Below are 25,022 nucleotides of genomic sequence, written 5' to 3' on the forward strand. Positions count from 1 at the left end.
CTTGACTTTATGAAGTTTAGAAAAATTGCGTTAATTCTTATTAGCCTTTTAATAGGTGTAACCTTTATTTTTTCAGGGTATAGCAAACTATTTCCTATTGAGCCATTTGAATACACCTTTGTAGATATTGGTGTGGGCAACTGGTACACATCTCCATTTATTGCTAGATTACTTATTGCCATTGAGTTTTTTATCGGTGTTTTTTTCTTGCTAAATACCTATTTAAACAAGCGTATATTTTATTTTACGCAGGGGATGCTTGCTTTTTTTACCATTTATTTGGCTGTGCAAATTGCAATTAATGGTAATAATGGTAATTGCGGCTGCTTTGGTACTATGCTTGTTTTTACCCCACTGGAAGCCATTCTTAAAAACATTGTTTTAGCTGTATTGGTATGGGTTTTAACTCGCTTTCATTCCGATGTTTTTTCGTTACAAAAATTTCGATTGTTTTTAATTTTGTTTTTGGCTCTTACTTCTATTCTAATCCCGTTCATTTTTAACCCTATTCAATTATCTTATTCAGAAGCCTATTTAAATGCTAATAGAGATAGTTCATTCAAGTTAGAGTTAGATTCACTGTATGTTAATGCGAAGCGAAATGTGCCACCCAAATCCTTGTCTCAAGGGAAACACGTACTTACATTCTTTAGTTTAACGTGTAATCATTGCCGAGTAGCCGCCAAAAAGTTGCGTATAATGAAAGAGTTGAATCCTTCTTTACCGCTCTATTTTGTTTTAAACGGAAAAGAAGACAAACTCAAATTCTTTTTTGAGGATACACGCAGCCAAAATATTCCACATTGCATGCTTCCGGCCAGACCCTTTATTTTTCTTGCCGGGACAGAGCTGCCATCTATTTATTTGGTAAACAATTCGGTTGTGGAATCATCGCTTAATTATTTTGAGCTAGACCAAAAAGAAATAGAGAATTGGTTGCAGAAGCCATAGCTATTAAACTACACATTTGCTAAAATTTTTTAAATGAAAAAATTATTATCTCTGGTGCTTATAGCGGTTAGCGTTTTAACGTCATCGTGCTTTAGAAAAAAATACGATTGCGATTGTACTTATGCAGACGCCTTTTCTGGTGCTGTTGTAAAAACTGAAACAGAAGAAATTCGTGCAAAAACTAAAGCGGGCGCACTTATAGAGTGTGATGATATCGAAATGTCAAAAGAGGGTATTGCGGGTTTAAACAACAATGTAAGCTGTGTGTTAGAAAGAAACTAACTCAATGCCTGCTCCATATCTGCAATAATATCATTATAATTTTCAACCCCTACAGATAGTCGCACCATTTTATCGGTGATTGAAAAATATTTTTTTTCTGCTTGATCAACATCTGCATGTGTCATGGTATATGGGTGTTCGGCCAAACTCTCTGTACTACCAAGGCTTACAGCTAGTTTTATTAGCTTTAATTTATTTAAAAAAGAAAATGCTGCCGGCTCTCCTCCTTTAATATCAAAGGATAGCATAGCACCGGCACTCAAACACTGTTTTTTAAATACATGGTATTGTTCTGTTTGTTCTGCTGTTATATTTCCTAAATAATACACCTTTTCTACTTTAGGATGTTGGTTTAAAAATTCAGCCACTTTGGTAGCATTAAATGCTTGAATATCCATTCTCGCTTTTAATGTTTCTAGGCTGCGCAGCAGCAACCACCCTGTCCAAGGGCCGGCCATGTTGCCCAAAAATGTACGCAATGTTTTTACACGCTTAATCAACTCGTTGGAGCCTAGACACGCACCGGCAATTACATCGCTATGTCCACCAATATATTTGGTGGCAGAATATAAAACCAAGTCGGCTCCATGTTTTAAGGGGTGTTGCCACAATGGCCCCATGTATGTATTATCTACTGCCAACAAAACCTCTTTTCCTATGGTAGAAAAATTGCGTGCTATTTCTTTGCTCGACTCAATGTCTATCAAGTCGTTTGTTGGATTGGCAGGCGTTTCGATATATACAAGGGCAAGGCTATTTGCATGCCCGCTTTTTTCAACCAACTCAATTATTTCTTTTTGGCTTTGCCCTACTTTAAAGCCAAGGGTGTGAATACCAAATTTCGGAAGAATTTTTTTTATGAAATGGTCTGTTCCTCCATACAACGGGTTGCTGTACAGCAATAAATCTCCGGGTTTCAAAAACTCTAATAATACTGTTGTAATAGCAGACATGCCACTTTCAAACACGGCACAATCCTCTGCCTCATCCCATAGGGTTAGTCGGTCTTCCAGAATCTCCAAATCGGGATTATTAATTCTACTGTAAATTAACCCTTGTTCTTCCCCTTCCCTTGCAGCGCGCAATCCGTAAGCTACTTCAAAAAAAGCTTTTCCCTCTTCTGCGTTTTTAAACACAAATGTAGATGTTTGAAAAATCGGACTTTTTATTGCACCCTCTGATAGTTCTGGCTTGTAGCCATAGGACATCATTAAGCTTTCCGGGCGCATTTTTTTCTTGATACTCATATTTTTTTACTCTTTATAAAACTTAATAGGTGTGGTGTAATCATTTAAATATAAAAAATACAAACCGCTACTAAGTGAAGATACATCAATACGTGTAGCAGATACCACTTCGTTATTTAAAACTATTTTCCCTGTTACATCTGTTAGTGTATATTTTCTAATTGTTTGTTGTTCTACTTCCCAGTTTACTTGCAAAACAGTGCTGGCGGGGTTGGGATAAACAATAAATGGATGTTGTGATTTGTTTGTATTGTAAACACCTAGCGGATTCTCCGAAATTTTGTAAACATACACATCCGCAAATGCTTTGGCTGTAATTGCTACAGGGCTGCCGGAAGGGTTGAAATTAGCTGTTTGGAAAAAGTAGCCTGTACTATAAATTTTACGGTCGTAGCTAACAGCAATAGCCAAGCCCATTTGGTCGCCAGAACCGGTAACGGGAGCTACCCAGGTGAAATTACCTGCCGAGTCGAGCTTTTGAACATACCCATCAAATGAAAAAGCTGTAGAGCTTAGTGTGTGTGATCCTGAGCCCGGGTCAAAATCATTTGTGTTTTCAAAATATCCCGTTGTAAAAACTCCTGCATTATCATCAACCGCAATAGCCCAAGCAATACTGTTTCCGCCCCCAGCTACCTGTTTCGCCCAAATATAATTTCCAACATAACCCATTTTACATACAAACGCATCGTTGCCCGATGAAACCAAATTAGCGCTACCCAACCCCGAATCAAAGTCGGCTGCGCCTCCGTTGAAATAGCCTGTTGAATATATATTCTCGTCTTTATCAATAGCAATACCGTTTATTCGTTCATCGCCACTACCCGAAATTGTTTTAACCCAAACAGTGCTTCCCGTTGGAGAAAGCTTGCAGACAAAGGCATCCGAACCCCCGCTTGCTGTTATATAGTTTGAGGATGTGCTAGGGTCAAAATCTACCGTGCCTTTAAAACCTCCTGCAACAATAACTTCGTTTACGCTAGTAGTAGCAATGGATGTGGCCTCTTCGTCATTACTTCCGGTTAAGCTAATTGCCCAACTAAAATTCCCCATGTTGTCTAGTTTACACACAAAAGCGTCTTTGTTTACAGCAGAAATATTTTTATTTGATGTGCTCGGATCAAAATCTACAGTACCTGTAAAATGCCCCGCTACCAATATATTCATCGATTTGTCGAGGGCAATGGCAGTTCCATATTCAGAAGAAGTTCCTGCCAGATGTTTTACCCAGCCAAAGTTTCCTGCAGAATCGAGTTTCAACACAAAAATATCATTCGACCCCGAAACGGACGAAAGGCTTGCTGTTCCGGCATTTGGATTAAAATCAACAGTGCCACTAAAGTAACCGGTAACATAGATATTTCCTAAGGTGTCAACCGCTAGTGCGCTCCCCATCTCATAATCAGAACCACCGATGCTTTTTATCCATTTAAAATTTCCTACAGAGTCTAATTTGCTGATAAAAATATCTGTACCGCCCTGCGATGCTTTATTTGCTAAGGAGGAAAGATTTGGGTCAAAATCAACGGTGCCATAGAAAAGCCCTGTGGTGTAAATATTCCCCCACTTATCTGTTGCAATGGCTCTGGGTTCTTCATCCATTGTTCCACTAAAAGCTTTTGCCCAGTTTAATTGTTGTGCAGATATAACAGCGGAAAGACTTATAAGTAGAAAGAATAAGGAACTTCTGGCTTTTATCATATTCTCCTTAAGTTACTCATTTTGCGGATTTTTTGTGCAATACAAAACAATACAATCTGCTAAGTTGTTAATAACCTAGATTTTTTGGTGGAATACCTATTTTTAGGTATTTTTGTATTTAGAATTAATCTAAATAGGGATTTTATGATAACAGTATCAGATAATGCCAAGCAACAGGCACTTCATTTAATGAAGCAAGACAATAAGCCCGAAGGTGCTTTTATTCGTGTTGGTGTAGAGGGTGGAGGCTGCTCCGGATTGAGTTATAAGCTTGAATTTGACACCGAACTAAAAGAGGGGGATCAACAGTTTGAAGATAAGGGAATAAAAATAGTGGTGGACAAAAAAAGCTTTTTATACTTGGTTGGAACAGAGCTTGATTTTTCGGGTGGACTAAACGGAAAAGGATTTGTATTTAATAATCCTAATGCATCGAGAACTTGTGGGTGTGGGGAATCGTTTGCAGTATAAAATAGTTTTTTAGTTCGTTAGTTCACCAGTTTTTAGTAAAAAATGGCAACAATAGATAGGTTTGAAGATTTAATAGCTTGGCAAAAAGCTAAAAAATTGGCACTGGGTGTATATACTCTTACAAATGTTGGGATTTTTTCTAAAGACTTTGGATTGCGAGATCAAGTGAGGCGATCTTCTATTTCTGTTGTATCTAATATTGCAGAGGGTTTTGAACGCAAAGGGAACAGAGAGTTTTTACAATTCTTATATATTTCGTTGGGGTCTTTAGGCGAGTTAAAAACTCAAATTGAAATTGCTTTTGAACTCAACTATTTTTCAGAAAACGAATACAAAAATATTTTACCCCAAATAACAGAAGTGAGAAAAATTATAAATGGTTTAATTTCTAGTTTAAAGGATAGTGATTTTAAGGGAATAAAATTTAAGTATTCATAGTACTCGTAAACTGAAATACTAACAAACTGGCAAACTTGAATACTAGTAAACAAAAAAACTGATGAACACAACTATAGAAGAACACATCTCCTCCGATTATAAATACGGCTGGAGCACAGATATAGAAATGGACAATGCCCCAAAAGGCTTGAGTGAGGATATTGTGCGATTTATTTCCAAGAAAAAAAACGAACCGGAGTGGTTATTGGAATATAGGTTAAAAGCCTACAAACATTGGCTTACATTAGAAGAGCCACGGTATTGGCCACATTTGAATTATCCTAAAATAGATTTTCAAAACATTATATATTACGCGGCACCTAAGCCACAAAAAAAATTAAACAGTCTAGACGAAGTTGATCCGGAACTTTTAAAAACCTTCGAAAAGCTTGGTATATCGCTCGAAGAACAAAAACGTATTTCTGGTGTAGAATCTAAAATTGCTGTAGATGCAGTAATTGATAGTGTTTCGGTAAAAACTACATTTAAAGAAACGTTAGCAGAGAAAGGAATTATTTTCTGCTCCTTCAGTGAGGCTGTGCACGAGCACCCGGAATTGATTAAACAATACATGGGCACTGTAGTGCCTTATACAGATAATTATTATGCAGCATTAAACTCTGCTGTTTTTAGCGATGGCTCGTTTTGTTATATACCAAAAGGAGTTCGTTGCCCAATGGAACTATCAACTTACTTTAGAATTAACTCAGCCGGTACCGGCCAATTTGAAAGGACGTTGTTAGTTGCCGATGAAGGTGCTTACGTTAGCTACTTGGAAGGCTGCACTGCTCCTATGCGCGATGAAAATCAGTTGCACGCTGCGGTGGTAGAAATTGTAGCTCATAAAAATGGAGAAGTAAAATACAGCACCGTTCAAAACTGGTACCCGGGCGACAAAGAGGGCAAGGGTGGTATTTACAATTTTGTAACCAAGCGTGGAATTTGTTTAGGAGATAATTCTAAAATTTCTTGGACACAAGTTGAAACCGGCTCTGCCATTACTTGGAAATACCCAAGTGTAATTTTAAAAGGAAATAATTCGGTTGGTGAGTTTTATTCGGTGGCTGTTACAAACAACTACCAGCAAGCAGATACAGGCACCAAGATGATTCACTTAGGAAAAAACACTCGCAGCACCATTATATCAAAAGGAATTTCCGCAGGCTTTAGTAATAATAGTTATAGAGGATTAGTGCGTGTAGCAAAAGGTGCCACCAATGCACGAAATTTTTCTCAATGTGATTCCTTGCTAATGGGCGACAAATGCGGAGCACACACATTTCCGTACATTGAAATAAAAGATAAATCAGGCATAGTAGAGCACGAAGCTACTACTTCAAAAATTGGAGAAGATCAATTGTTTTATTGCAAACAACGTGGAATTGACACAGAGAAAGCCATAGGACTTATTGTAAACGGCTATTGCAAAGAAGTTTTTAATCAGTTGCCTATGGAATTTGCGGTGGAAGCACAGAAATTATTAGCGGTTTCACTAGAAGGGTCTGTGGGATAAAAAGTTATAAAGTTTAAAGTTGGAAAGTTTGAAATCAAATAATATTAATGGCAACAATAGAACGATTTGAGGATTTAAAAGTTTGGCAAAAAGCACGACAGCTGAACAAAGAAATATATAAAGTATCTAATACGGGTGCTTTTTCAAAAGATTTTGGATTACGCGATCAAATAAGACGTTCAAGTATTTCTATCGTATCTAATATTGCTGAGGGTTATGAAAGAAATGGTACTAAAGAATTCAACCAGTTTTTATCAATAGCAAAGGCTTCTGCGGCAGAATTAAGAGCGCAGCTTTATGTTTCCTTTGATTTAGAATATATTTCTGAACAAGAATTTAATACCCTAATCTCTATTGTTCTTGAGGTTAGCAAAATGCTTTCCGGATTAATGAGTTATTTACAAACAACCGAAATAAAAGGGAATAAATTTAAAGAAAGTGCTGAATTGTATGGTACGAATCAACTTTAAACTTTCCAACTTTAAACTTTAAACTATGTTGACTATAAAAAACCTACACGCAGGAATCGAAGACAAAGAAATTCTAAAAGGATTTTCATTAAATGTTAAACCTGGAGAAGTTCATGCAATCATGGGTCCTAATGGATCGGGAAAAAGTACATTGGCTAGTGTGCTTGCAGGACGCGAAGATTATACCGTTACCGATGGAGAAGTAACTTTTAAAAACAAGAACTTATTGGAGTTATCTCCTGAAGATAGAGCAAGAGAAGGCGTGTTTCTTGCATTTCAATATCCAATAGAGATTCCTGGTGTAAGCAATATCAATTTTTTAAAGACGGCCATTAACGAAATTCGTGCGTACAAAGGCATGGAAGCAATGGAAGCAAAAGACTTTTTAAAATTGGTAAAGGAAAAGCAAGCCATGGTGGAGTTACAAGGCACGCTGGCAAACCGCAGTGTTAACGAAGGTTTTAGCGGGGGAGAGAAAAAACGAAACGAAATTTTTCAAATGGCCATGCTGGAGCCAAGCTTAGCTATACTTGATGAAACTGACTCCGGACTTGACATTGACGCTTTGCGTATTGTAGCCAGCGGTGTAAATAAATTACGCAACAAAGACAGATCGTTTATTGTTATTACGCACTACCAACGTTTACTAGATTATATAGTTCCTGACTTTGTGCATGTAATGTATCAAGGAAAAATTGTAAAATCAGGTGGAAAAGAATTAGCGCTAGAGCTGGAGAAAAACGGATACGATTGGGTGAAGGAGTTAGTTTAAAGTTAGAAAGTCAAATTCTCCCCTTGAGAGCTTGTCCGCCTCTGGCGGAGGAGATATAGAGGGGTGTGTAGGGGAAATTGTGCGGTTTTAAATGTTTAATAGATTAACAACTTAATATCACAAATTGTGACATGAAGTTGAATTACTAACAACAAAGAACTTTGAACAAAGAATTAATTTATAATGAACACAACCATAAAAACAAACATACCAACAGCACTTTTAAGCTATCTTGAAAGTACCGCTGCAACACACGCCAATCAATCATTTCGAACCCAAGCGCTTGATAGCTTGTTAAACCAAGGGTTGCCTAACAAAAAAAGTGAAGAATATAAATATTCTCCGGTAGAAAAATTCTTCAAAGAGTTAAACTTTAGTTCAAAAGGAAATTCGCCTAATGCAGACATATTCAAAACCCTTAATTATCCTAAGCTACGAGGAGTCGAAGTTTTTGCAATTAATGGAATTATTGTGGCGTCTAGTCACACTGAGCCTGTCGAAGTGTCTGGGAGTACTATTAAAATCCAATCCCTAAAACAAGCGATGTTAGAAAACAATAAAATCGCAGATACATATCTCGGTCAACTTTCTTCCAAAAACCAAGACCCTTTCATTGCCTTAAACAATGCAGCTTTTGAAGATGGTATATTTATTCATCTGGAAAAGAACGCAATAGTAGAAGAGCCAATTCACATTATCAATTACGTTACCTCCCAAGAAAACTGTTTAATTCAACCGCATCATTTATTTGTATTTGAAGAAAACTCTCAAACCACAATTATTGAAACTACTATAATTAAAGGTAGTAGCGTTGGCTTTGTTTATAATAGTTTGGTGGAAATGCAAGCAGCAGAAAATTCTAAAATAAATTATTATCGCTTGCAGCTGGGATCTAAGTCGGATGATACTAAAAAAGCTGCAGTATTTAACACACAAATAAATCAAGAGAAAAATTCTACCGTAGATACTAATACAATTACCATCAATACTTCTTGGTTACGCAATAATCATAACATTGTTTTAAATGGTACCAATTGTGAAGCACATTTAAACGGTTTGTTTTTAATAAACAACCATCAGCACGTTGATAATCACACCTTGGTTGACCACCAGCAACCGCATTGCCAAAGCAATCAGTTGTACAAAGGAATTTTAAGTGATAAGTCGACCGGAATATTCAATGGAAAAATATTTGTTCGCAAGGATGCACAAAAAACAAATGCATATCAATCAAGCAAAAATATTTTGTTGAGTGACGATGCTACAATCAATGCAAAACCACAATTAGAAATTTATGCCGATGATGTAAAGTGTTCGCACGGTTCATCAACAGGCAAGATTGACACGGATGCCCTGTTTTACTTACGTGCACGGGGAGTTGGCGAAGAATCCGCCAGAAGGCTCTTATTACATGCTTTTGCAAATGATGTGATTGAAACTATAAAAAACGAAGAGTTGCAAATGACTATTAAAGAAATTATAGAAAAGCAACTTTATGTATAAACACACCCCTAGCCCCTCTCAAGAGGGGAACCTACGCACACTTCCCTACTTGAGGAGGAATTATGGAGGTGTACCACAAGAGTGCAATTATATAAACAACAAATTGGATAATGTTTGACATCTGGCACATAGCTATTCCTGTAACTAATATAGAAGAATCCATTTCTTTCTATTGCGATTTTCTTGGCTTCATTTTTATTGGAACCGATGAGAATCACAACAAAAAGCAAGCTTTTATTAAAACTCCTGGTGGTAATATGTCTATCGAATTATTTATTGAAAGCAACAGCATTAACAAAAAAATGCCCGATCATATTGCTTTTGAGTGCGATGATATTGAAACCTACATTAATAAATTAAAAAGCAAAAACGCAACTATTCCTACGCACCTTAATTCTTATGATAATGGTGTTCGCTTTTTTTCCTTGATAGATCCACAGGGTATTCCTTTGCATTTTTTTAAAGGAAGAAAACTTTATGAAGATTCATTAATTCCCTCCTTGAGGAGGGCCAGGGAGGTGTAAATAATATGAAACATAAATTTATTACATATAACCCAAAACTAAAAGAACTCGCTCGTAGGTTGCGCAACAATAGCACAAAGTCTGAGATTAAGCTATGGAACTATTTAAAAGGCGATAAATTACTAGGGTATGACTTTCACCGACAAAAGCCTATTGGTAATTATATTTGTGATTTCTTTTGTAAAGAATTAATGTTGGCTATTGAGGTGGATGGCTATTCACATACACTAGAAGATGTACAAAAAAAAGATATTGAAAAGCAGAAGTATCTTGAAAGTCTAAACATTACTATTCTTAGATTTACGGATACAGAAATTTTTGAACAGATTGATAACGTTATTAGAAAAATAGAGCATTGGGTGAGAGAACACACCCCTAGCCCCTCTCAAGAGGTGAACCTACGCACTTCCCTCCTTGAGGAGGGACTAAGGGAGGTGTAAAATTAAATTAATACTAAAGAGTTGTACAACATAACTAACATAAGCGACCAATTCCCAATACTTTCAGAGAAGGTAAATGGCAAACCATTGGTTTATTTGGACAATGCCGCCACTGTTCAAAAACCAAAACAAGTTATTGATGCTATTGTAAATTACTATACACACACCAACGCAAATATTCACAGAGGTGTTCATACGTTGAGTCAAAAAGCTACAGATGCTTATGAGCAAGCACGAAAAAAAGTAGCTGACTTTATTGGTGCCTCAACTAACGAAATAGTATTTACGCGTGGTACCACAGAATCAATAAATTTAGTTGCGGAAACCTTCGGAAAAAAATTTATTTCAGCAGGAGATGAAATTGTAATTACAGAAATGGAGCATCACAGTAATATTTTGCCTTGGCAAAAATTATGTGAAGAAAAAGGGGCAAAATTAATTGTTGCACCAATCAACAACTCTGGAGAATTGATGCTCAATGAATTTGAAAAATTACTCTCCCTAAAAGCCAAGTTGATTGCAATTACCCATGTATCAAACACATTGGGGACAATTAATCCAATAAAAAAAATAATAGAATTAGCTCATTCCAAAAATATATTTGTTCTTATAGATGGTGCACAGGCTGTGCCACACCTAAAAGTAAATGTAAAAGAGCTTGATGCCGATTTCTATTGCTTTAGTGGACACAAGATGTACGCACCTACGGGAATTGGTGCATTGTATATAAAAGAAAAGTGGTTGGCTCAATTGCCCACTTATCAGATTGGTGGTGGTGTTATAAAAACGGTTTCGTTTACCAAAACAGAATATATAGATGGACCTTTAAAATACGAAGCTGGTACTCCCAATATTGCCGGTGCCATAGGACTTAGTGCAGCTATAGATTTTATGAATGAAATTGGTATTGAAACCATTCAGCATCATGAAGAAAAGTTGCTGCGTTATGCAACAGAACAAATAACGCAACTGGAAAAAATAAAAATTATTGGGACAGCGACTGAAAAAGCTGGTGTGCTATCCTTCATTGTGGAAGGAGCACATCCATTCGATGTTGGAACACTGTTAGATAAAATGGGTATTGCTGTTCGTACGGGACACCACTGCACACAACCCTTGATGGAAAAATATAAAATTCAAGGTACCGTGCGCGCTTCCTTTGCTTGTTATAATACCATTGAGGAAATAGATGTATTTTTGGAGGGATTAAAAAAGACGATTAGGATGTTAGTTGGGTAATAAAAGGTGGGTGATTGACTAGTCCGATAGTCTGTTAGTCAATTAGTCAGAAAGCTTACAGTAAATGAATTATGGCAACGATACAAAAATTTGAAGATATTGTAGCTTGGCAAAAGGCGAGGGAATTAAATAAGCGGATTTATTTGCTTACAACCAACTCTGCGATTGCAAAGGATTATGGATTACGCGACCAAATGAGAAGATGTTCAATTTCTGTGATGTCGAATATTGCAGAAGGATTTGAAAGAACCGGAGATAAAGAGTTTGCAAGATTTTTGAGCATTGCGATGGGATCGTGTGCCGAATTAAAGTCACAACTTTATGCAGCACTGGATGTTGGATTTATAACTGAAATGGAATTTAATTCAGTTGTTATTCTCGTTGATGAAACTGGAAAGTTAATACAATCATTCAGAAAATATTTACGACTAACAGACTAGCGGACTTTTTAACTAACAGACTATAAATGACAATAAGCGCCATAGAAAAAGAAATTATAGACGAGTTTTCCTTATTTGATAATGACTGGGAAAGTAAGTACGAGCACCTTATCGATTTAGGGAAGTCTCTTCCGTTAATTAACGAAAAGTACAAAACAGAAGATAGGCTTATAAAAGGCTGTCAAAGTCGTGTTTGGCTTCATTCAGAATTGAAAAATGATACTATTGTGTTCACCGCAGACAGTGACGCTATCATAACTAAGGGTATTGTAGCACTTTTGATTCGTGTGTTGTCAAACCAAACTTCTGAAAATATTATAAATGCAAAGTTAGACTTTATAGATAAAATTGGATTGAAAGAGCACCTCTCACCTACACGAGCCAATGGTTTGGTTAGTATGATAAAACAAATGAAACTGGATGCAATAATCCTAAAACAAAATGAAAATGAAGAATAATTATGATTTTGTAAGTGATTTCTATGAAGATATAGCGCTTGTTTTAAAAAACAATAAACTAGGAATTATAGATAAAGAAGGCGAACTAATTTTACCACCTACTAAATATACCTATGTAGGTAGTGTAAGCAAGCTGAATGAAGAGTTTATTAACGGCATGAAGAGAGATGGACTTATTGTTATTTCCATTGATGGTAAATTTGGATTTATTGATAAAACCGGAAAGGAAATAATTCCCATAATATATGATCAGATTAATTATTTCTATGGGGATTTATACATAGTTAAAAAGGATGAAAAGTTTGGATTAATTGACAAAGGAGTGAAGCAAATTGTTCCTATGATTTATGACTCCATTAACTCAATACCCAATAATGGTAAATACGATTACGCAACAAACACTATTTCATACCCTGTTGATGGGTATTACCAGGTTACAAAAGGTGACAAGTTTGGTTTTATCAATTATAAAGGAGTTGAAACGGTGCCTGTTGAATATGATTATGATGATTATACAATTCAAATTGATGAGGATGTGATAAGTGTTAGTAAAAACGGGAAGTGGGGAATAATAAATATGCACAACGAGGTGGTAGTTCCATTTGTTTATGACTCGATAAAGGAATCAAGAGGGCTTGGTGTATTTCCTGCAATGAAAAATGACGCATGGGGTATTATTGATAAAACCGGAAAGGAAATAGCTCCATTAATATATGATGACGCATATAATAATTTTAGTGATTTTTCTGTGGTTCAGAAGGATGAAAAATTTGGTGGTATAGATCCTTCGGGGAAACTTATTATAGAATTAATTTATGATGAATTTCAAGTAGATCCTTATGATGGGGAACCTGTGCTAATCTCAGAAGGAATATTTTCCGTTAAAAAAGATGGCAAATGGGGGCATTTAGCGGTTTCAGGAAAAGAAATAACACCAACTATTTATGATAGTGCTGGTTCCTTCAGAAATGGAACCGCATTAGTTAGGGTCAAAGATAAGATCGGCAGGGTTAATGCGAATGGAGACGAAGTAATTCCATGTAAATATGGGAAACTACAAGCTTTTGAAGATGATAAATTTTTTATTGCCTCTACGAAAAAAGGCTTCGTAAACAACAAGACCAATGGTGTTATAAATAACAAAGGAGAAATCGTTGTTCCATTGGAATACGAATTCATTAGCCCGTTATCTATTACTAATTTGGTGGGAGTAATGAAAGATGATAAAGTAGGATGCATAGATCTCTTTACTAAAAAAGATATTATCCCTATTATTTATGATCGCATAGGCACATTGGATAATGAGCACGAACGAAAAACTTTCGCAACTGAAACGGGTGAAACGCTGGAAGAGAAAACACATCCGTTTTTACTACGGGTTTTAAAAGACGAAAAGGTCGGGGTTTTTGATAAAACCGGAAAAACAATAATTCCGATAGAATACGATGCGGTAAACCCAATAACAGAAGGGGATTTGTGGTTATTTGAACTAGTTAAAGAAGGGAAACTAGGTATTATGAACGAGTCGGGAAAATTAATTTTGCCACTTGAGTTTGATGATAAAGCGGTACTTCTGAAGAGAGGAATCTTAACTCTTGAAAAAAATGGAACAACCTTTTCGTTTAATCAAGAGGGAACGAAAATAGAAAATGTATAGCCATAGGCTCTAAAAATAAATAGATAAGAATTATGCCTGCAATAATAGTAACAAACAATACAGAGCTTACTCAAAAGGTAATTGATGTAATTAAAAGCTGTTATGATCCTGAAATACCAGTAGATATATGGGAATTAGGACTCATCTATGAAATAAATTTGAACGATGATGCAGAACTTAGTGTACAAATGACACTAACATCTCCGTCTTGCCCAGTTGCAGAAACTTTGCCCCCTGAGGTAGAGCAAAAATTAAGAGATATTCCAGGAATAAAATCGGCTAAAATTAATTTGACTTTTGAGCCACCATGGGAAAAAAGTATGATGAGTGATGTAGCTCAGTTGGAGCTGGGGTTTATGTAGTTTGTGGGTACAGTAGCTAGAACAAAGTAATTAGTAGTAAGAAAAACAAGATGGATGAAATAATCAATAAAGTAGCACAAAGCGGATTGGTGGAGTTGAATTTGGAAGAATATTTTCCAAAAGGAGAGCGCATTTTACTCGATATTAAAGACAATTTATTTCAAGGTTTGATTTTGAAGGAAAAAGATTTTCGTGTGTTTATTGAACAAGAAAATTGGAGCAAATACCAAGATAAATATGTTGCTGTGTATTGTTCTGTTGATGCGGTTATCCCAACATGGGCGTATATGCTATTAACAGTAGCGCTTGAGCCGTATGCAAAAAAAATTGTCTTTGGTACAGAAGAAGTGTTAAATTCCATTTTACTAAATGAATCGCTTCAAAAAATCAATGTTGATGACTATGTTGATAAACGCATAATCATAAAAGGTTGCAGCAATTTACCCGTTCCAACAAATGCCTTTGTGGAAATTACGCGCATACTTAAACCTGTTGCCAAAAGTATCATGTATGGCGAAGCATGTTCTACGGTTCCTTTGTATAAAAAGAAAGCTTAGTTTACAAATAAGTATAAGAATCGTGTCTTACGCGTTCTTCTGAAGATCACATATCTCCTTTTAATATTCTCTTTCATGAGTGCTTGTATTAGTTATTATAATGTCTTTTTATACATTATAACGCAAAAAGCATGCCTAAGGTTTACCTAATTTGATAAAAGGTGTAAAATGGCCTATAAATGGCTGTTATATACCAGTGAGTAAAAATCTTACATTAAGTCCTTACCAATATCTTTTCTATAATAGATTCCATCGTAGCAAATAGATGATATGGTTTTATAGCTTCTATCAACAGCTTCTTTTATTGAATCTCCATATGATGTAACCGCTAGCACCCTTCCTCCTGCAGTTTTAGTCTTTCCTTTCTCTTGTTGAGTACCTGCATGAAATAATATACTTTCGGTCGGTTTTTCCAATCCCAATAATTCAATTCCTTTTTTATATTCACCCGGGTAACCTCCGGAAACAAGCATTACCGTGGTTGCAAATCGTGAATCAATATCAATTTTTGTTTTATCAAGAGTTTGATTTGCTACAGCCTCGAACAACTCAACTAAATCGTTTTTAATTCTTGGTAACACAACCTCTGTCTCTGGATCGCCCATGCGGCAATTGTATTCAATTACATAAGGATCTCCTCCGCAGTTCATTAATCCAATAAAAATAAAACCCTTATAATCTATAGTATCATTTCTTAGCCCTGCTATGGTTGGCTTAACAATTCTTTCTTCTACTTTTTTTATAAATGTCTCATCCGCAAAAGGTACGGGCGATACAGCGCCCATTCCACCTGTATTCAGTCCGGTATCTCCATCTCCAATACGTTTGTAATCTTTTGCTGCCGGCAATAGTAAATATGATTTCCCATCTGTAAGCACAAACACAGACAATTCAATGCCGTGTAAAAACTCTTCAATAACAACTGTTTGAGAAGCTGCTCCAAATTTTGAATTAGCTAACATTTCTGTTAACTCCATCTCCGCTTCTCTTAATGTAGTCGGAATAACAACACCTTTTCCTGCTGCCAATCCATCTGCCTTTAATACATACGGAGGTTTTAGTGTTTTCAAAAAATCTATTCCATCAGAAAGTGTATCCTTTGTAAAGCTTTTGTATTGAGCTGTTGGAATATTATTTTTTATTAGAAATTTTTTTGAAAACTCTTTGCTTCCCTCCAGTTGCGCACCCTGCTGGCTAGGACCTATAACAGGAATATTCTTTAATTCTAAATCATCTTTAAAAAAATCATAAATGCCTTTAACCAAAGGGTCTTCAGGACCCACAACAACCATATTTATTTTATTGGCAAGAACGAAAGATTTTACTTGTACGAAGTCTGTTGGGGAAATAGCAACATTCTCTCCACAACTGGAAGTTCCTGCATTTCCGGGTGCGATAAATAATTTAGCCAACTTTTTACTTTGCTTGAGCTTCCATGCGAACGCGTGTTCTCTACCACCCGATCCTAATAATAGAATATTCATTTATAGTGTATTATTTCTCTGAAATTACTACTTTTTATATAAGTTAAACAAATGATTATTGTGTTGTAATCATAAAGTCATAAACTCATGAATCTAAATAATAATAAAGACCCTCTACACGGAATTACTCTTGAAATGATACTAAACTATTTGCTAGAATACTATGGCTGGGTGCAACTTGGAGAATTAATTAAAATAAATTGTTTTATTGAGAATCCGAGTATTAAATCGAGCCTGACATTTTTAAGAAAAACACCCTGGGCTCGTAAGAAAGTGGAGCGGCTTTATATAGATACAATTGTAAAATAAAACCTTCTTAAAAAAGTGAAATCAGCAAGCCTAAACGACTTAAAAAAGGAATTGCAAGTATTGCAGCCTAAAGAATTAATTGATTTGTGTATAAGCCTTGCCAAATACAAACGGGAGAGCAAAGAGTATTTGGACTACTTGCTTTTCGAATCAACCAACAAAGAACTTTTTGTTAGCACTGTTAAAACAGAAATAGACGAGCATTTCGAAAATTTAAAACAACAAGAAAATTTGTATTATGTAAAAAAGGGTTTGCGTAAAGTGTTGCGAATACTTAGCAAATACAGCAAGTTTTTAAATGATAAGTCTCATTCGGCCGACATCCATATTTACTTTTGCAAAAGCTTGAAGGATTCAGGTATTCCATACCACAAAAGCGCTTTGATTGTAAATTTATACGCACAGCAACTAAAAAAAATAAACTCGTTGGTTGATGCACTTCACGAAGACCTACAACAGGATTATATAGCCGATTTAGAAAAATTGAAAGAATAGATTTAGTTTTCCATTCCCTTCACAATATCTTCAACCACTGATGGATCAAGTAGTGTAGAGGTATCTCCCAAACTAGAAATTTCTCCTTCTGCAATTTTTCGTAAAATTCTGCGCATTATTTTTCCGGAGCGGGTTTTCGGCAACCCCTTTACAACTTGTATTTTATCAGGCTTTGCGATTGCTCCCATGTAGTTTGATACGGTTGCAATAATTTCCTTTTTCAACACATCAATATCCTTCCTGCCATTTTCGTCAATTACAAAGGCATAAATTCCCCATCCTTTGATATCGTGTGGAAATCCTACTACTGCGCTTTCTACAATATCAGCATGTTGATTGATTGCATTTTCAACCTCTGCCGTTCCAAGCAAATGTCCTGAAACCTTTATGACATCATCTACACGACCGGTTATTCGGTAGTATCCATCTGCATCACGCTTGCATCCATCGCCTGTAAAATAATAATTTTTGTAGTGTGAAAAATAGGCATCTCTGCAACGCTCGTGGTTTCCGTATGTAGTGCGGATGATAGATGGCCAAGGAAACTTTATACACAATCGTCCTTCTACATTGTTTCCAACTAGTTCTTTCCCATTTTCATCTACCAAAACTTGTTGAATTCCGGGCAAAGGAAGTGTAGCGTATGCCGGTTTTGTTTTCGTAATTCCTGCTAAAGGCGAAATCATAATTCCTCCGGTTTCGGTTTGCCACCACGTATCAACAATAGGACAATTTCCCTTTCCAATATTGTCATGGTACCATTGCCAAGCTTCTTCATTAATGGGTTCTCCAACACTTCCCAAAACACGTAAGCTATCTAGTTTGTATGGTCTAACAAAATCTAATCCCAATGCTTCTAAGGAACGGATGGCTGTTGGAGCCGTGTAAAATATATTCACTTGGTGCTTATCTATAATTTCCCAAAACCTGCCTGCATCCGGAAATGTAGGAATGCCTTCAAACATTAATGTTGTTGCACCCGCTAGCAGTGGCCCATAAATTAAATACGAGTGTCCTGTAATCCAACCCACATCGGCAGTACACCAATACACCTCTCTGGAATTGTATTGAAATACATTCCTAAATGTATAGTCGGTATAAACCATGTATCCGGCTGTTGTGTGAACAACACCTTTTGGTTTGCCAGTAGAACCGGAAGTGTAAAGTATAAAAAGTTTATCTTCCGAATCCATTGTTTCTGCTTCGCAAATACTCGTTACTTTCTTTATTTCATCATGCCACCAAGCATCTCTATCGACATTCATTTCAATAGATTCATTTATTCTTTTGCACACAATTACTTTTTGTACAGAAGGACAATGTTGCAATGCCTCATCAATAATAGGTTTTAGGCTAATCGTTTTATTTCCTCTAAACCCACCATCGGCTGTAATTACTAAAGAACACGAAGCGTCATTTATTCTATCGGCTACGGAGTTATACGAGAACCCTGCGAATACAACTGAATGTATTGCTCCGATTCTAGCGCAAGCCAGCACTGCAATTGCAAGCTCCGGTATCATGGGCATGTAAATACAAATTCTGTCTCCCTTTTTTGCTCCATTGTTTTTTAAAACATTTGCGAATTGAGAAACCTGTTGATGCAGCTCGTTATAGGTTATGTGAAGTGCTTGCTCTTTAGGGTTGTTCGGCTCCCAAATAATAGCTGTTTGGTTGCCTTTTTCTTTTAAGTGCCGGTCTAAACAGTTTTCTGTAATGTTTAATTTACCACCTTCAAACCATTTTACGTTGGGCTCTTCAAAATTCCAATTTAGAATATGATCCCATTTTTTTCTCCATGTAAAATGCGATGCTTTTTCTGCCCAAAATTCTTTAGGATTAGCAATGCTTTTAGCATACTCTGCATGGTATTGCTCTAAACTGGTAATTCGATTCGACATGGTTTCTTGGTTTGATTAACTATATTTAACTAGTGCGTTATACTAAATTTAAGTATGTTTATCACGCTTAAAACATAGACATAAATATAGATAATCAATGGAAACAATTGAAAAGCCTTTTTCTAAAATGCCCGTTTCGACACGATTTTGGTTGTTGTGGTTGTTATTATTTATTGCTACTGCTTTTGCATCCCTCATTTCTTCGCTGGTAATAATGAATATGACTGGCATTAAAAGTTTAGAGGGGCTTTCGATATTATCTGATTTAAGTAATCCCGATGTTGTTTTTGTTTTGAAAATGACTCAATTGATTAGCGCTGTTGGTGCGTTTATTATACCGGCTCATATTTTTGCAACCCTGAGCAGTACTAATTATCGAGGATATTTAAACCTTACTGCTGCTAATAGAAACAATCAGTATGTGCTGGCAATCGTATGTATGATATCAGCATTGCCACTTGTAAACTGGTTGGCAACAATTAATTCATCCCTTCATTTACCCGATGCTTTGCAGTCGGTAGAAGCATGGATGCGAAAAAGTGAAAAGGAAGCTGAGCAAGTTACAGAGGCTTTTTTGAGAATGTCAGGATTTAAGGATTTGGGATTGAATATATTTATAATCGGTTTCATTGCAGCATTTGCCGAAGAGTTATTTTTTAGAGGGGCATTGCAAAAAGTGCTTAAAGAGTGGACTAAGAGCGAGCATGCTGCGGTTTGGATTTCTTCTGCCCTTTTTAGTGCATTGCACATGCAGTTTTTAGGCTTTGTGCCTAGATTATTGCTGGGTGTAATGCTGGGTTACATGAAAGAATGGTCAGGCTCGCTCTGGGTGCCAATTCTAGCACATTTTGTAAATAATGCAGGAGCGGTATTGCTTAGTTTTTTGATACAAAAAGCCATTATCTCTGATACTACAGAAGATTTAGGAGCTTCCGGTAACGATTGGATATTTGTAGTGTTGAGCGGAATACTACTTTCCGCACTTTTATTTTATTTTTTTAAAAACAGATTAAAACCACAAACTACGCTTTAAGAATAGTTTTTTTATCTTACTTTAGCGGAAATATTTAGGAGAGGTGTCCGAGTGGTTGAAGGAGCACGCCTGGAAAGTGTGTATACTCCAAAAGGGTATCGCGGGTTCGAATCCCGCCCTCTCCGCATCTATTATTAAGTCAGTTTTTAAAGGTTCAACTTTCTATTATCGGCAGTGGTATTTAGCGTCAGAAACATTCTTTCCTTTTTTCTTTTTTTCTGTTCATTTGCCCTTACGGCATCAAGCCCTACCGATTCTATTTATTTATCTATAAAAACCTCAAACATAGATAATGATATTGATTCACTTTATAGTATTGGTTCTACTATTTACCGAGGTAACCCTGAATTGGCAAGGGATTTGGCTAACAAGATGATAATTTTAAATAGGAATTCGAAAAATAAAACAACAAATTTTTCTAATGCGAATCATCTACTAGGTATTTCTTATTTAGCACAAAACGATATTACAAATGCCCTAATCTATTGCAGAAAAGCATACTCTCTGCGCAAGAAAGCAAATGATTTGAAGGGTGCCGTAATGAGCCTATCAAATATTGGAATATGCTATGAAATACAAAGCCAGTACGATAGTGCGATGGTGTACTATACCAAATGTTTATCTATAGACCACCAATTAAAAGATAGTGTTGGGTTAGGGTACGATTATATAAATATTGGCAATGTTTACTGGAGCGAGTACAAATTGGATTCTACTATTTACTATTATAAAAAAGCATTTAATCTAAGACTTGAACTAAGAGATACGGTAGGGATTGCTACTTGTTTGTCTAATCTAGCGGGTGTTTGCATTGAATTTAAAAAATATAAGGACGCTATTTCTTATTGTAGGGAAGCGGAGAAAATAGTGCAGAAGATCGATGATAAATACTCATTGGGAGTTATTTACAGTCAAATTGGAGCATCCTACCAAAATCTTCTCCGGGAAGATTCTGCAACCACTTATTTTGAGCGGGCGCTGACAATCTATACGCAAATAAATCATAAAAGAGGAATTGCAAAATCACAATCTCGTTTAGCAAAATTATATTATACTCAGAAAAAGCAGAAAGAAGCTCTTGACCTACTAACTAATAGTATAGCAATATACAGAGCCGGTTCTTTTATTAATGAATTAATTCCGGATTTAAAATTAGCGGCACAAATTAGCTTCGAGAATAACGATTACGACAATGCAATTGTGTTGTGCAAAGAGTCTTATACATTGGCCGGCAATAAAAACCAGTCGGATTATCAAGCAGAATGTGCAGAACTGCTTGGGTTGTGTTACCAGAAAAAAGGAAATTACCAATTAAGATCCCTGTATTTAGATTCGGCTCTTTTGTTTCTAAAGAAAATACGCAATATGGAGAAGTCCTCTGCCATTGACTTTGCGGCCTATAAAACTGATATAGAAACTAAAAGCAAAAAAATAGAAATTGATAAATTAAATCTTGAAAAAGAAAAGCAAAAATTGGCAATTAAAAACAGGAATAATACCATTGCTTTTACTATAGTGGCATTGGTGTTGTTCTTCGTGTTATCTGTAATTGCCTATCGAAAGTTTTATAAAGAAAAAAAGTTGAAGGCAGAGCTAGAGCGTAAGAATGCAGCTATAGAAAGACAGAAAAAAATAATAGAAGATAAGAACAATGATATCTTTAAGAGTATAAGTTATGCTGAAAAAATACAACAAGCCTTTTTGCCTAATCCTATTAACTTGAATATCTACTTTGCAGATAGTTTTATTTTGTATTTGCCAAAAGATGTGGTAAGTGGCGATTTTTACTGGATTGAAAAAAGAGAGGAATCTATTTATTTTGCTGCTGTAGATTGCACTGGACATGGTGTTCCGGGGGCAATCATGTCTTCGTTGGGGTATTCTATTTTGAACCAAGCTCTCTTCGAACGTAAGCTAGATAAGCCTAGCGAAATTTTATTTTTCTTAAGTAAGACATTAAACGCACTACTGAAGCAAGATGATAAATCCGTAAAAGATGGAATGGACATTGTGCTGTGTAAGTTTAATAAGACAACAAAAATACTTACACTTTCCGGAGCAATGAATCCGGCTTATTTTATATCAGACAATATTTTTAAGGAATATAAAACATCAAAAACACAAATAGGATATCACAAACAAAAAGATGCTTCAGAGTACCAAGATGTTGAAATACCTGTAAAAAGAGGAGATTGTTTGTATCTATTATCCGATGGATTCGCTGACCAATTTGGGGGACCCAAAAATAAAAAATACAAATATGCCCCTTTAAAAGAGTTGTTGCTTTCTATTCATTCACAAAAAATGAATGCACAAAAACAGTTGCTCCACAATACTTTTCTTTCTTGGAAGAAAGAAGAAGAGCAGACGGACGATGTGTTATTAATGGGAATTAGATTTTAGATTTATTTTGTAGAAGCCCTAAATAGTCTGTCGTTTATGGCTTTTCCGATTCCATCATTTGGAACTTTTTCGGCATAAACAATATCTACATCAAGTTCATCAATTTTTCGCAAAAAATTGAAAAGGTTTTTTCCCGCTTCTTGTAGGTTGTTACCGGGTGTTAAAATCAATTGATTCTTCTTTTCAATTTTATCGGAATAGCTCTTATAGACAATCGCACCCACTTTTTTTGTAACATCTATTTGCGCATCCTGTAAGGAATCTACTAAAACTAATTTCTTTTTTGGTGCATAGTGAGATGCTATTTGCCCTGGTGCTACAGGGTTTGATGAATTGTTAAGTTGCACCTTGCACGAGCCAATTACGTGTTCAATCTCCTCTATTGTTAATCCTCCTAGACGATAAATTACCGGATGATTATTTTCAAAACCAACAATAGTAGATTCTATACCTACTTTACATTCTCCACCATCTAAAATGTATTTTATTTTTTGGCCTAATTGGGCATTTACATGTTGTGCTTGCGTTGGACTTACATACCCAAAAGGATTTGCACTGGGTGCTGCTAAAGGGAAATCTAGTGAATTTAGAAGTTGTTGGGTAAGCGTGTGATTGGGAATCCGCATTCCTACAGTATCTAGACCGGATGTTACAATGTCCGGAATGATAGATTTTTTGGGTAATACAACAGTTATTGGGCCTGGAGAAAATCTTTCAAAGAGAAGTTTTGCTTGATTGGGAAATACAGAAACATACTTTTCAATTTCAGCTATATCCTTTACATGAACAATAAGTGGGTCAAACGTAGGTCGCTCTTTTATTTCAAAAATTTTTAAGCAAGCATTTGCATCTAAAGCATTAGCAGCAAGCCCGTAAACGGTTTCGGTTGGAATACCAACACAATCGCCATTTTTAAGATGTTGTGCCGCTGCTATTAAATCTATTCCAATACTTGCCATTTACCAAAAGTAGAAAAAATAAATTTGTCATTCGCGCAGTGTGCGCACCTTTACCAAAAATTTAAACCTAGGTAAAGGAAATCGTTCGACTTGCTTTTGCCCTATTCAAGTGAAATATGCGTACCTTGCGCAACTATAAACAAAATATATTTATGCAATTTCAGTCACTGCAAATAATTGAACCAATTTTAAAAGCGTTGCAAGAAGAAGGTTATACCACACCAACACCTATTCAAGCACAATCTATTCCCATTGTTTTGCAAGGCACTGATTTGTTGGGTTGTGCTCAAACAGGAACAGGGAAAACTGCAGCATTTGCAATCCCTATTTTGCAATTATTAAGTGCAAATAAAACCTTCGATAGAAAAAAAAGAGTAAGAAGTTTAATCGTTACGCCTACCAGAGAGCTCGCAATACAAATAGGAGAAAGCTTTAGAGCGTATGGCAGATACACCGGATTAACGTGTACTGTAATTTTGGGCGGTGTAAATCAAAATCCTCAAGCAACTGCTCTACGAAATGGGGTGGATATTGTAATTGCAACTCCAGGAAGGCTTCTGGATTTGATGAATCAAGGGTATTTAAGTTTGCGCGATGTTGAGATATTTGTTTTAGACGAAGCCGATAGGATGCTTGATATGGGATTTATTCATGATGTTAAGAGATTACTTGTTGCACTTCCTAAGCAAAGACAATCGCTTTTTTTCTCGGCAACCATGCCTCCTGAAATCGTAAAGCTTGCAGGTAGCATTTTACAAAATCCCTCTAAAGTAACCGTTACACCTGTCTCATCAACGGTGGATATTATACAACAGTGTATTTATTTTGTAGATAAAGGAAACAAAAACGCCTTGCTGATAGAAATTTTGAAAGACCCAAATATAAAAACGGCTTTGGTCTTTACTCGGACGAAGCATGGCGCTGACAAGGTTGTGAAGGTTTTATTGAAACACAATATAAAAGCCGAAGCCATACATGGCAATAAAGCACAAAATGCAAGACAGCGTGCGTTGACAAATTTTAAAGCACAAACAACACGTGTACTAGTGGCCACAGATATTGCTGCACGTGGAATTGATGTGGATGATTTAGAATATGTAATAAATTACGAAATGTCCAACATTGCTGAAACCTACGTACACCGCATTGGAAGAACCGGAAGGGCAGGGGCAAAGGGAACGGCTATTTCTTTTTGTGATGCGGAAGAAAAGGAATATTTGCGCGATGTAGAAAAACTTATTAATAAAAGAATACCTGTTATAGATAATCATCCATTCCCTTTAATGGATCACAATCCTGTAAAAGCGCCAAAACAGCAGCAAGGACGAAGAAATGGAGGGCACTCAAGACCAAAGGGCGATGGAAATAGACCTCAAAGTAGATTTGCGAAATCAAGATCGAGGTGGTAGCTAC

Annotated in this window: 26 protein-coding genes and 1 tRNA gene; 22 read left to right on the forward strand and 5 right to left on the reverse strand. The window is 36.2% G+C overall.

Going from position 1 to position 25,022, the window contains the following annotated elements; translation table 11 throughout:
• Positions 1-9 precede the first annotated feature (9 nt).
• Positions 10-951, forward strand: coding sequence for a DoxX family membrane protein (locus J0M08_00520; protein MBN8701525.1), 942 nt, complete (start codon positions 10-12; stop codon positions 949-951).
• Between the two features lie 33 nt (positions 952-984).
• Positions 985-1,233 carry a hypothetical protein gene (locus J0M08_00525; protein ID MBN8701526.1) on the forward strand — a complete coding sequence of 83 codons (249 nt, stop codon included), beginning with the start codon at positions 985-987 and terminating at the stop codon, positions 1,231-1,233.
• Here J0M08_00525 and J0M08_00530 read toward each other — a convergent pair.
• Together J0M08_00530 and J0M08_00535 are read right to left on the reverse strand one after the other, a co-directional pair.
• The gene (locus tag J0M08_00530) at positions 1,230-2,480 is read right to left on the reverse strand and encodes a cystathionine gamma-synthase family protein (GenBank protein ID MBN8701527.1); all 1,251 of its coding nucleotides are present in this window, start codon (positions 2,478-2,480) and stop codon (positions 1,230-1,232) included. The genes J0M08_00525 and J0M08_00530 overlap by 4 nt on opposite strands.
• 6 nt (positions 2,481-2,486) lie before the next feature.
• Positions 2,487-4,181, reverse strand: coding sequence for an SBBP repeat-containing protein (locus J0M08_00535; protein MBN8701528.1), 1,695 nt, complete (start codon positions 4,179-4,181; stop codon positions 2,487-2,489).
• Positions 4,182-4,325: 144 nt separating this feature from the next.
• Between J0M08_00535 and J0M08_00540 the strand changes: the two genes are divergently transcribed.
• The 14 genes from J0M08_00540 (at position 4,326) to J0M08_00605 (ending at position 15,025) form a co-directional block, all read left to right on the forward strand.
• Positions 4,326-4,652 carry an iron-sulfur cluster assembly accessory protein gene (locus J0M08_00540; GenBank protein MBN8701529.1) on the forward strand — a complete coding sequence of 109 codons (327 nt, stop codon included), beginning with the start codon at positions 4,326-4,328 and terminating at the stop codon, positions 4,650-4,652.
• Positions 4,653-4,694: 42 nt separating this feature from the next.
• Positions 4,695-5,090: a four helix bundle protein gene (locus J0M08_00545; GenBank protein MBN8701530.1), complete on the forward strand. Its 396-nt coding sequence runs from the start codon at positions 4,695-4,697 to the stop codon at positions 5,088-5,090.
• Between the two features lie 61 nt (positions 5,091-5,151).
• Positions 5,152-6,603, forward strand: coding sequence for a Fe-S cluster assembly protein SufB (gene sufB / locus J0M08_00550; GenBank protein ID MBN8701531.1), 1,452 nt, complete (start codon positions 5,152-5,154; stop codon positions 6,601-6,603).
• Positions 6,604-6,650: 47 nt separating this feature from the next.
• Positions 6,651-7,073, forward strand: a complete 423-nt coding sequence (locus J0M08_00555) for a four helix bundle protein (GenBank protein MBN8701532.1) — start codon at positions 6,651-6,653, stop codon at positions 7,071-7,073.
• 25 nt (positions 7,074-7,098) lie between these two features.
• The gene (gene sufC, locus J0M08_00560) at positions 7,099-7,845 is read left to right on the forward strand and encodes a Fe-S cluster assembly ATPase SufC (protein MBN8701533.1); all 747 of its coding nucleotides are present in this window, start codon (positions 7,099-7,101) and stop codon (positions 7,843-7,845) included.
• A gap of 183 nt (positions 7,846-8,028) precedes the next feature.
• Positions 8,029-9,348 carry a Fe-S cluster assembly protein SufD gene (sufD, locus tag J0M08_00565; GenBank protein MBN8701534.1) on the forward strand — a complete coding sequence of 440 codons (1,320 nt, stop codon included), beginning with the start codon at positions 8,029-8,031 and terminating at the stop codon, positions 9,346-9,348.
• A gap of 110 nt (positions 9,349-9,458) precedes the next feature.
• On the forward strand, positions 9,459-9,872 hold the full coding sequence (locus J0M08_00570) for a VOC family protein (GenBank protein MBN8701535.1): 414 nt from the start codon (positions 9,459-9,461) through the stop codon (positions 9,870-9,872).
• A 5-nt stretch (positions 9,873-9,877) separates the two neighbouring features.
• The gene (locus J0M08_00575; GenBank protein MBN8701536.1) at positions 9,878-10,312 is read left to right on the forward strand and encodes a DUF559 domain-containing protein; all 435 of its coding nucleotides are present in this window, start codon (positions 9,878-9,880) and stop codon (positions 10,310-10,312) included.
• 21 nt (positions 10,313-10,333) lie between these two features.
• The gene (locus J0M08_00580; GenBank protein MBN8701537.1) at positions 10,334-11,551 is read left to right on the forward strand and encodes a cysteine desulfurase; all 1,218 of its coding nucleotides are present in this window, start codon (positions 10,334-10,336) and stop codon (positions 11,549-11,551) included.
• A 71-nt stretch (positions 11,552-11,622) separates the two neighbouring features.
• Complete coding sequence (locus tag J0M08_00585; GenBank protein MBN8701538.1) at positions 11,623-11,991, forward strand: four helix bundle protein; 369 nt, start codon at positions 11,623-11,625, stop codon at positions 11,989-11,991.
• A 26-nt stretch (positions 11,992-12,017) separates the two neighbouring features.
• On the forward strand, positions 12,018-12,449 hold the full coding sequence (locus tag J0M08_00590) for a SufE family protein (protein ID MBN8701539.1): 432 nt from the start codon (positions 12,018-12,020) through the stop codon (positions 12,447-12,449).
• Positions 12,439-14,106 (forward strand): WG repeat-containing protein, encoded by a 1,668-nt coding sequence (locus tag J0M08_00595; GenBank protein ID MBN8701540.1) that lies wholly within the window; start codon positions 12,439-12,441, stop codon positions 14,104-14,106. Before J0M08_00590 ends, J0M08_00595 begins: the two co-directional genes overlap by 11 nt.
• Before the next feature lie 32 nt (positions 14,107-14,138).
• Positions 14,139-14,468, forward strand: coding sequence for a DUF59 domain-containing protein (locus J0M08_00600; GenBank protein ID MBN8701541.1), 330 nt, complete (start codon positions 14,139-14,141; stop codon positions 14,466-14,468).
• Between the two features lie 50 nt (positions 14,469-14,518).
• Positions 14,519-15,025 (forward strand): DUF2480 family protein, encoded by a 507-nt coding sequence (locus J0M08_00605; GenBank protein ID MBN8701542.1) that lies wholly within the window; start codon positions 14,519-14,521, stop codon positions 15,023-15,025.
• 209 nt (positions 15,026-15,234) lie between these two features.
• On the opposite strand, the gene purD is transcribed toward J0M08_00605, so the two are convergent.
• The gene (gene purD / locus J0M08_00610; protein MBN8701543.1) at positions 15,235-16,509 is read right to left on the reverse strand and encodes a phosphoribosylamine--glycine ligase; all 1,275 of its coding nucleotides are present in this window, start codon (positions 16,507-16,509) and stop codon (positions 15,235-15,237) included.
• An 87-nt stretch (positions 16,510-16,596) separates the two neighbouring features.
• On the opposite strand from purD, the gene J0M08_00615 reads away from it, so the two are divergent.
• Entirely contained in the window at positions 16,597-16,818 is a 222-nt protein-coding gene (locus tag J0M08_00615; GenBank protein ID MBN8701544.1) for a DUF2132 domain-containing protein, read from the forward strand.
• A 15-nt stretch (positions 16,819-16,833) separates the two neighbouring features.
• Positions 16,834-17,313 carry a hypothetical protein gene (locus tag J0M08_00620; protein MBN8701545.1) on the forward strand — a complete coding sequence of 160 codons (480 nt, stop codon included), beginning with the start codon at positions 16,834-16,836 and terminating at the stop codon, positions 17,311-17,313.
• Positions 17,314-17,315: 2 nt separating this feature from the next.
• Here J0M08_00620 and acs read toward each other — a convergent pair whose 3' ends face one another.
• Complete coding sequence (gene acs / locus J0M08_00625) at positions 17,316-19,214, reverse strand: acetate--CoA ligase (protein ID MBN8701546.1); 1,899 nt, start codon at positions 19,212-19,214, stop codon at positions 17,316-17,318.
• 97 nt (positions 19,215-19,311) lie between these two features.
• Between acs and J0M08_00630 the strand changes: the two genes are divergently transcribed.
• The 3 genes from J0M08_00630 to J0M08_00640 all read left to right on the forward strand — a co-directional run bounded on the left by J0M08_00630 (position 19,312) and on the right by J0M08_00640 (position 22,650).
• On the forward strand, positions 19,312-20,247 hold the full coding sequence (locus J0M08_00630; protein ID MBN8701547.1) for a CPBP family intramembrane metalloprotease: 936 nt from the start codon (positions 19,312-19,314) through the stop codon (positions 20,245-20,247).
• A gap of 37 nt (positions 20,248-20,284) precedes the next feature.
• A tRNA-Ser gene (locus J0M08_00635) sits at positions 20,285-20,372 on the forward strand.
• Between the two features lie 49 nt (positions 20,373-20,421).
• The gene (locus tag J0M08_00640; protein MBN8701548.1) at positions 20,422-22,650 is read left to right on the forward strand and encodes a tetratricopeptide repeat protein; all 2,229 of its coding nucleotides are present in this window, start codon (positions 20,422-20,424) and stop codon (positions 22,648-22,650) included.
• Positions 22,651-22,652: 2 nt separating this feature from the next.
• Here J0M08_00640 and J0M08_00645 read toward each other — a convergent pair whose 3' ends face one another.
• Entirely contained in the window at positions 22,653-23,609 is a 957-nt protein-coding gene (locus tag J0M08_00645) for a threonylcarbamoyl-AMP synthase (GenBank protein MBN8701549.1), read from the reverse strand.
• A 152-nt stretch (positions 23,610-23,761) separates the two neighbouring features.
• On the opposite strand from J0M08_00645, the gene J0M08_00650 reads away from it, so the two are divergent.
• Positions 23,762-25,018, forward strand: coding sequence for a DEAD/DEAH box helicase (locus J0M08_00650; GenBank protein ID MBN8701550.1), 1,257 nt, complete (start codon positions 23,762-23,764; stop codon positions 25,016-25,018).
• Positions 25,019-25,022: the final 4 nt, after the last annotated feature.

The sequence above is a fragment of the Bacteroidota bacterium genome, from assembly GCA_017303975.1.
In the GTDB taxonomy this organism is placed as follows: domain Bacteria; phylum Bacteroidota; class Bacteroidia; order JAFLBG01; family JAFLBG01; genus JAFLBG01.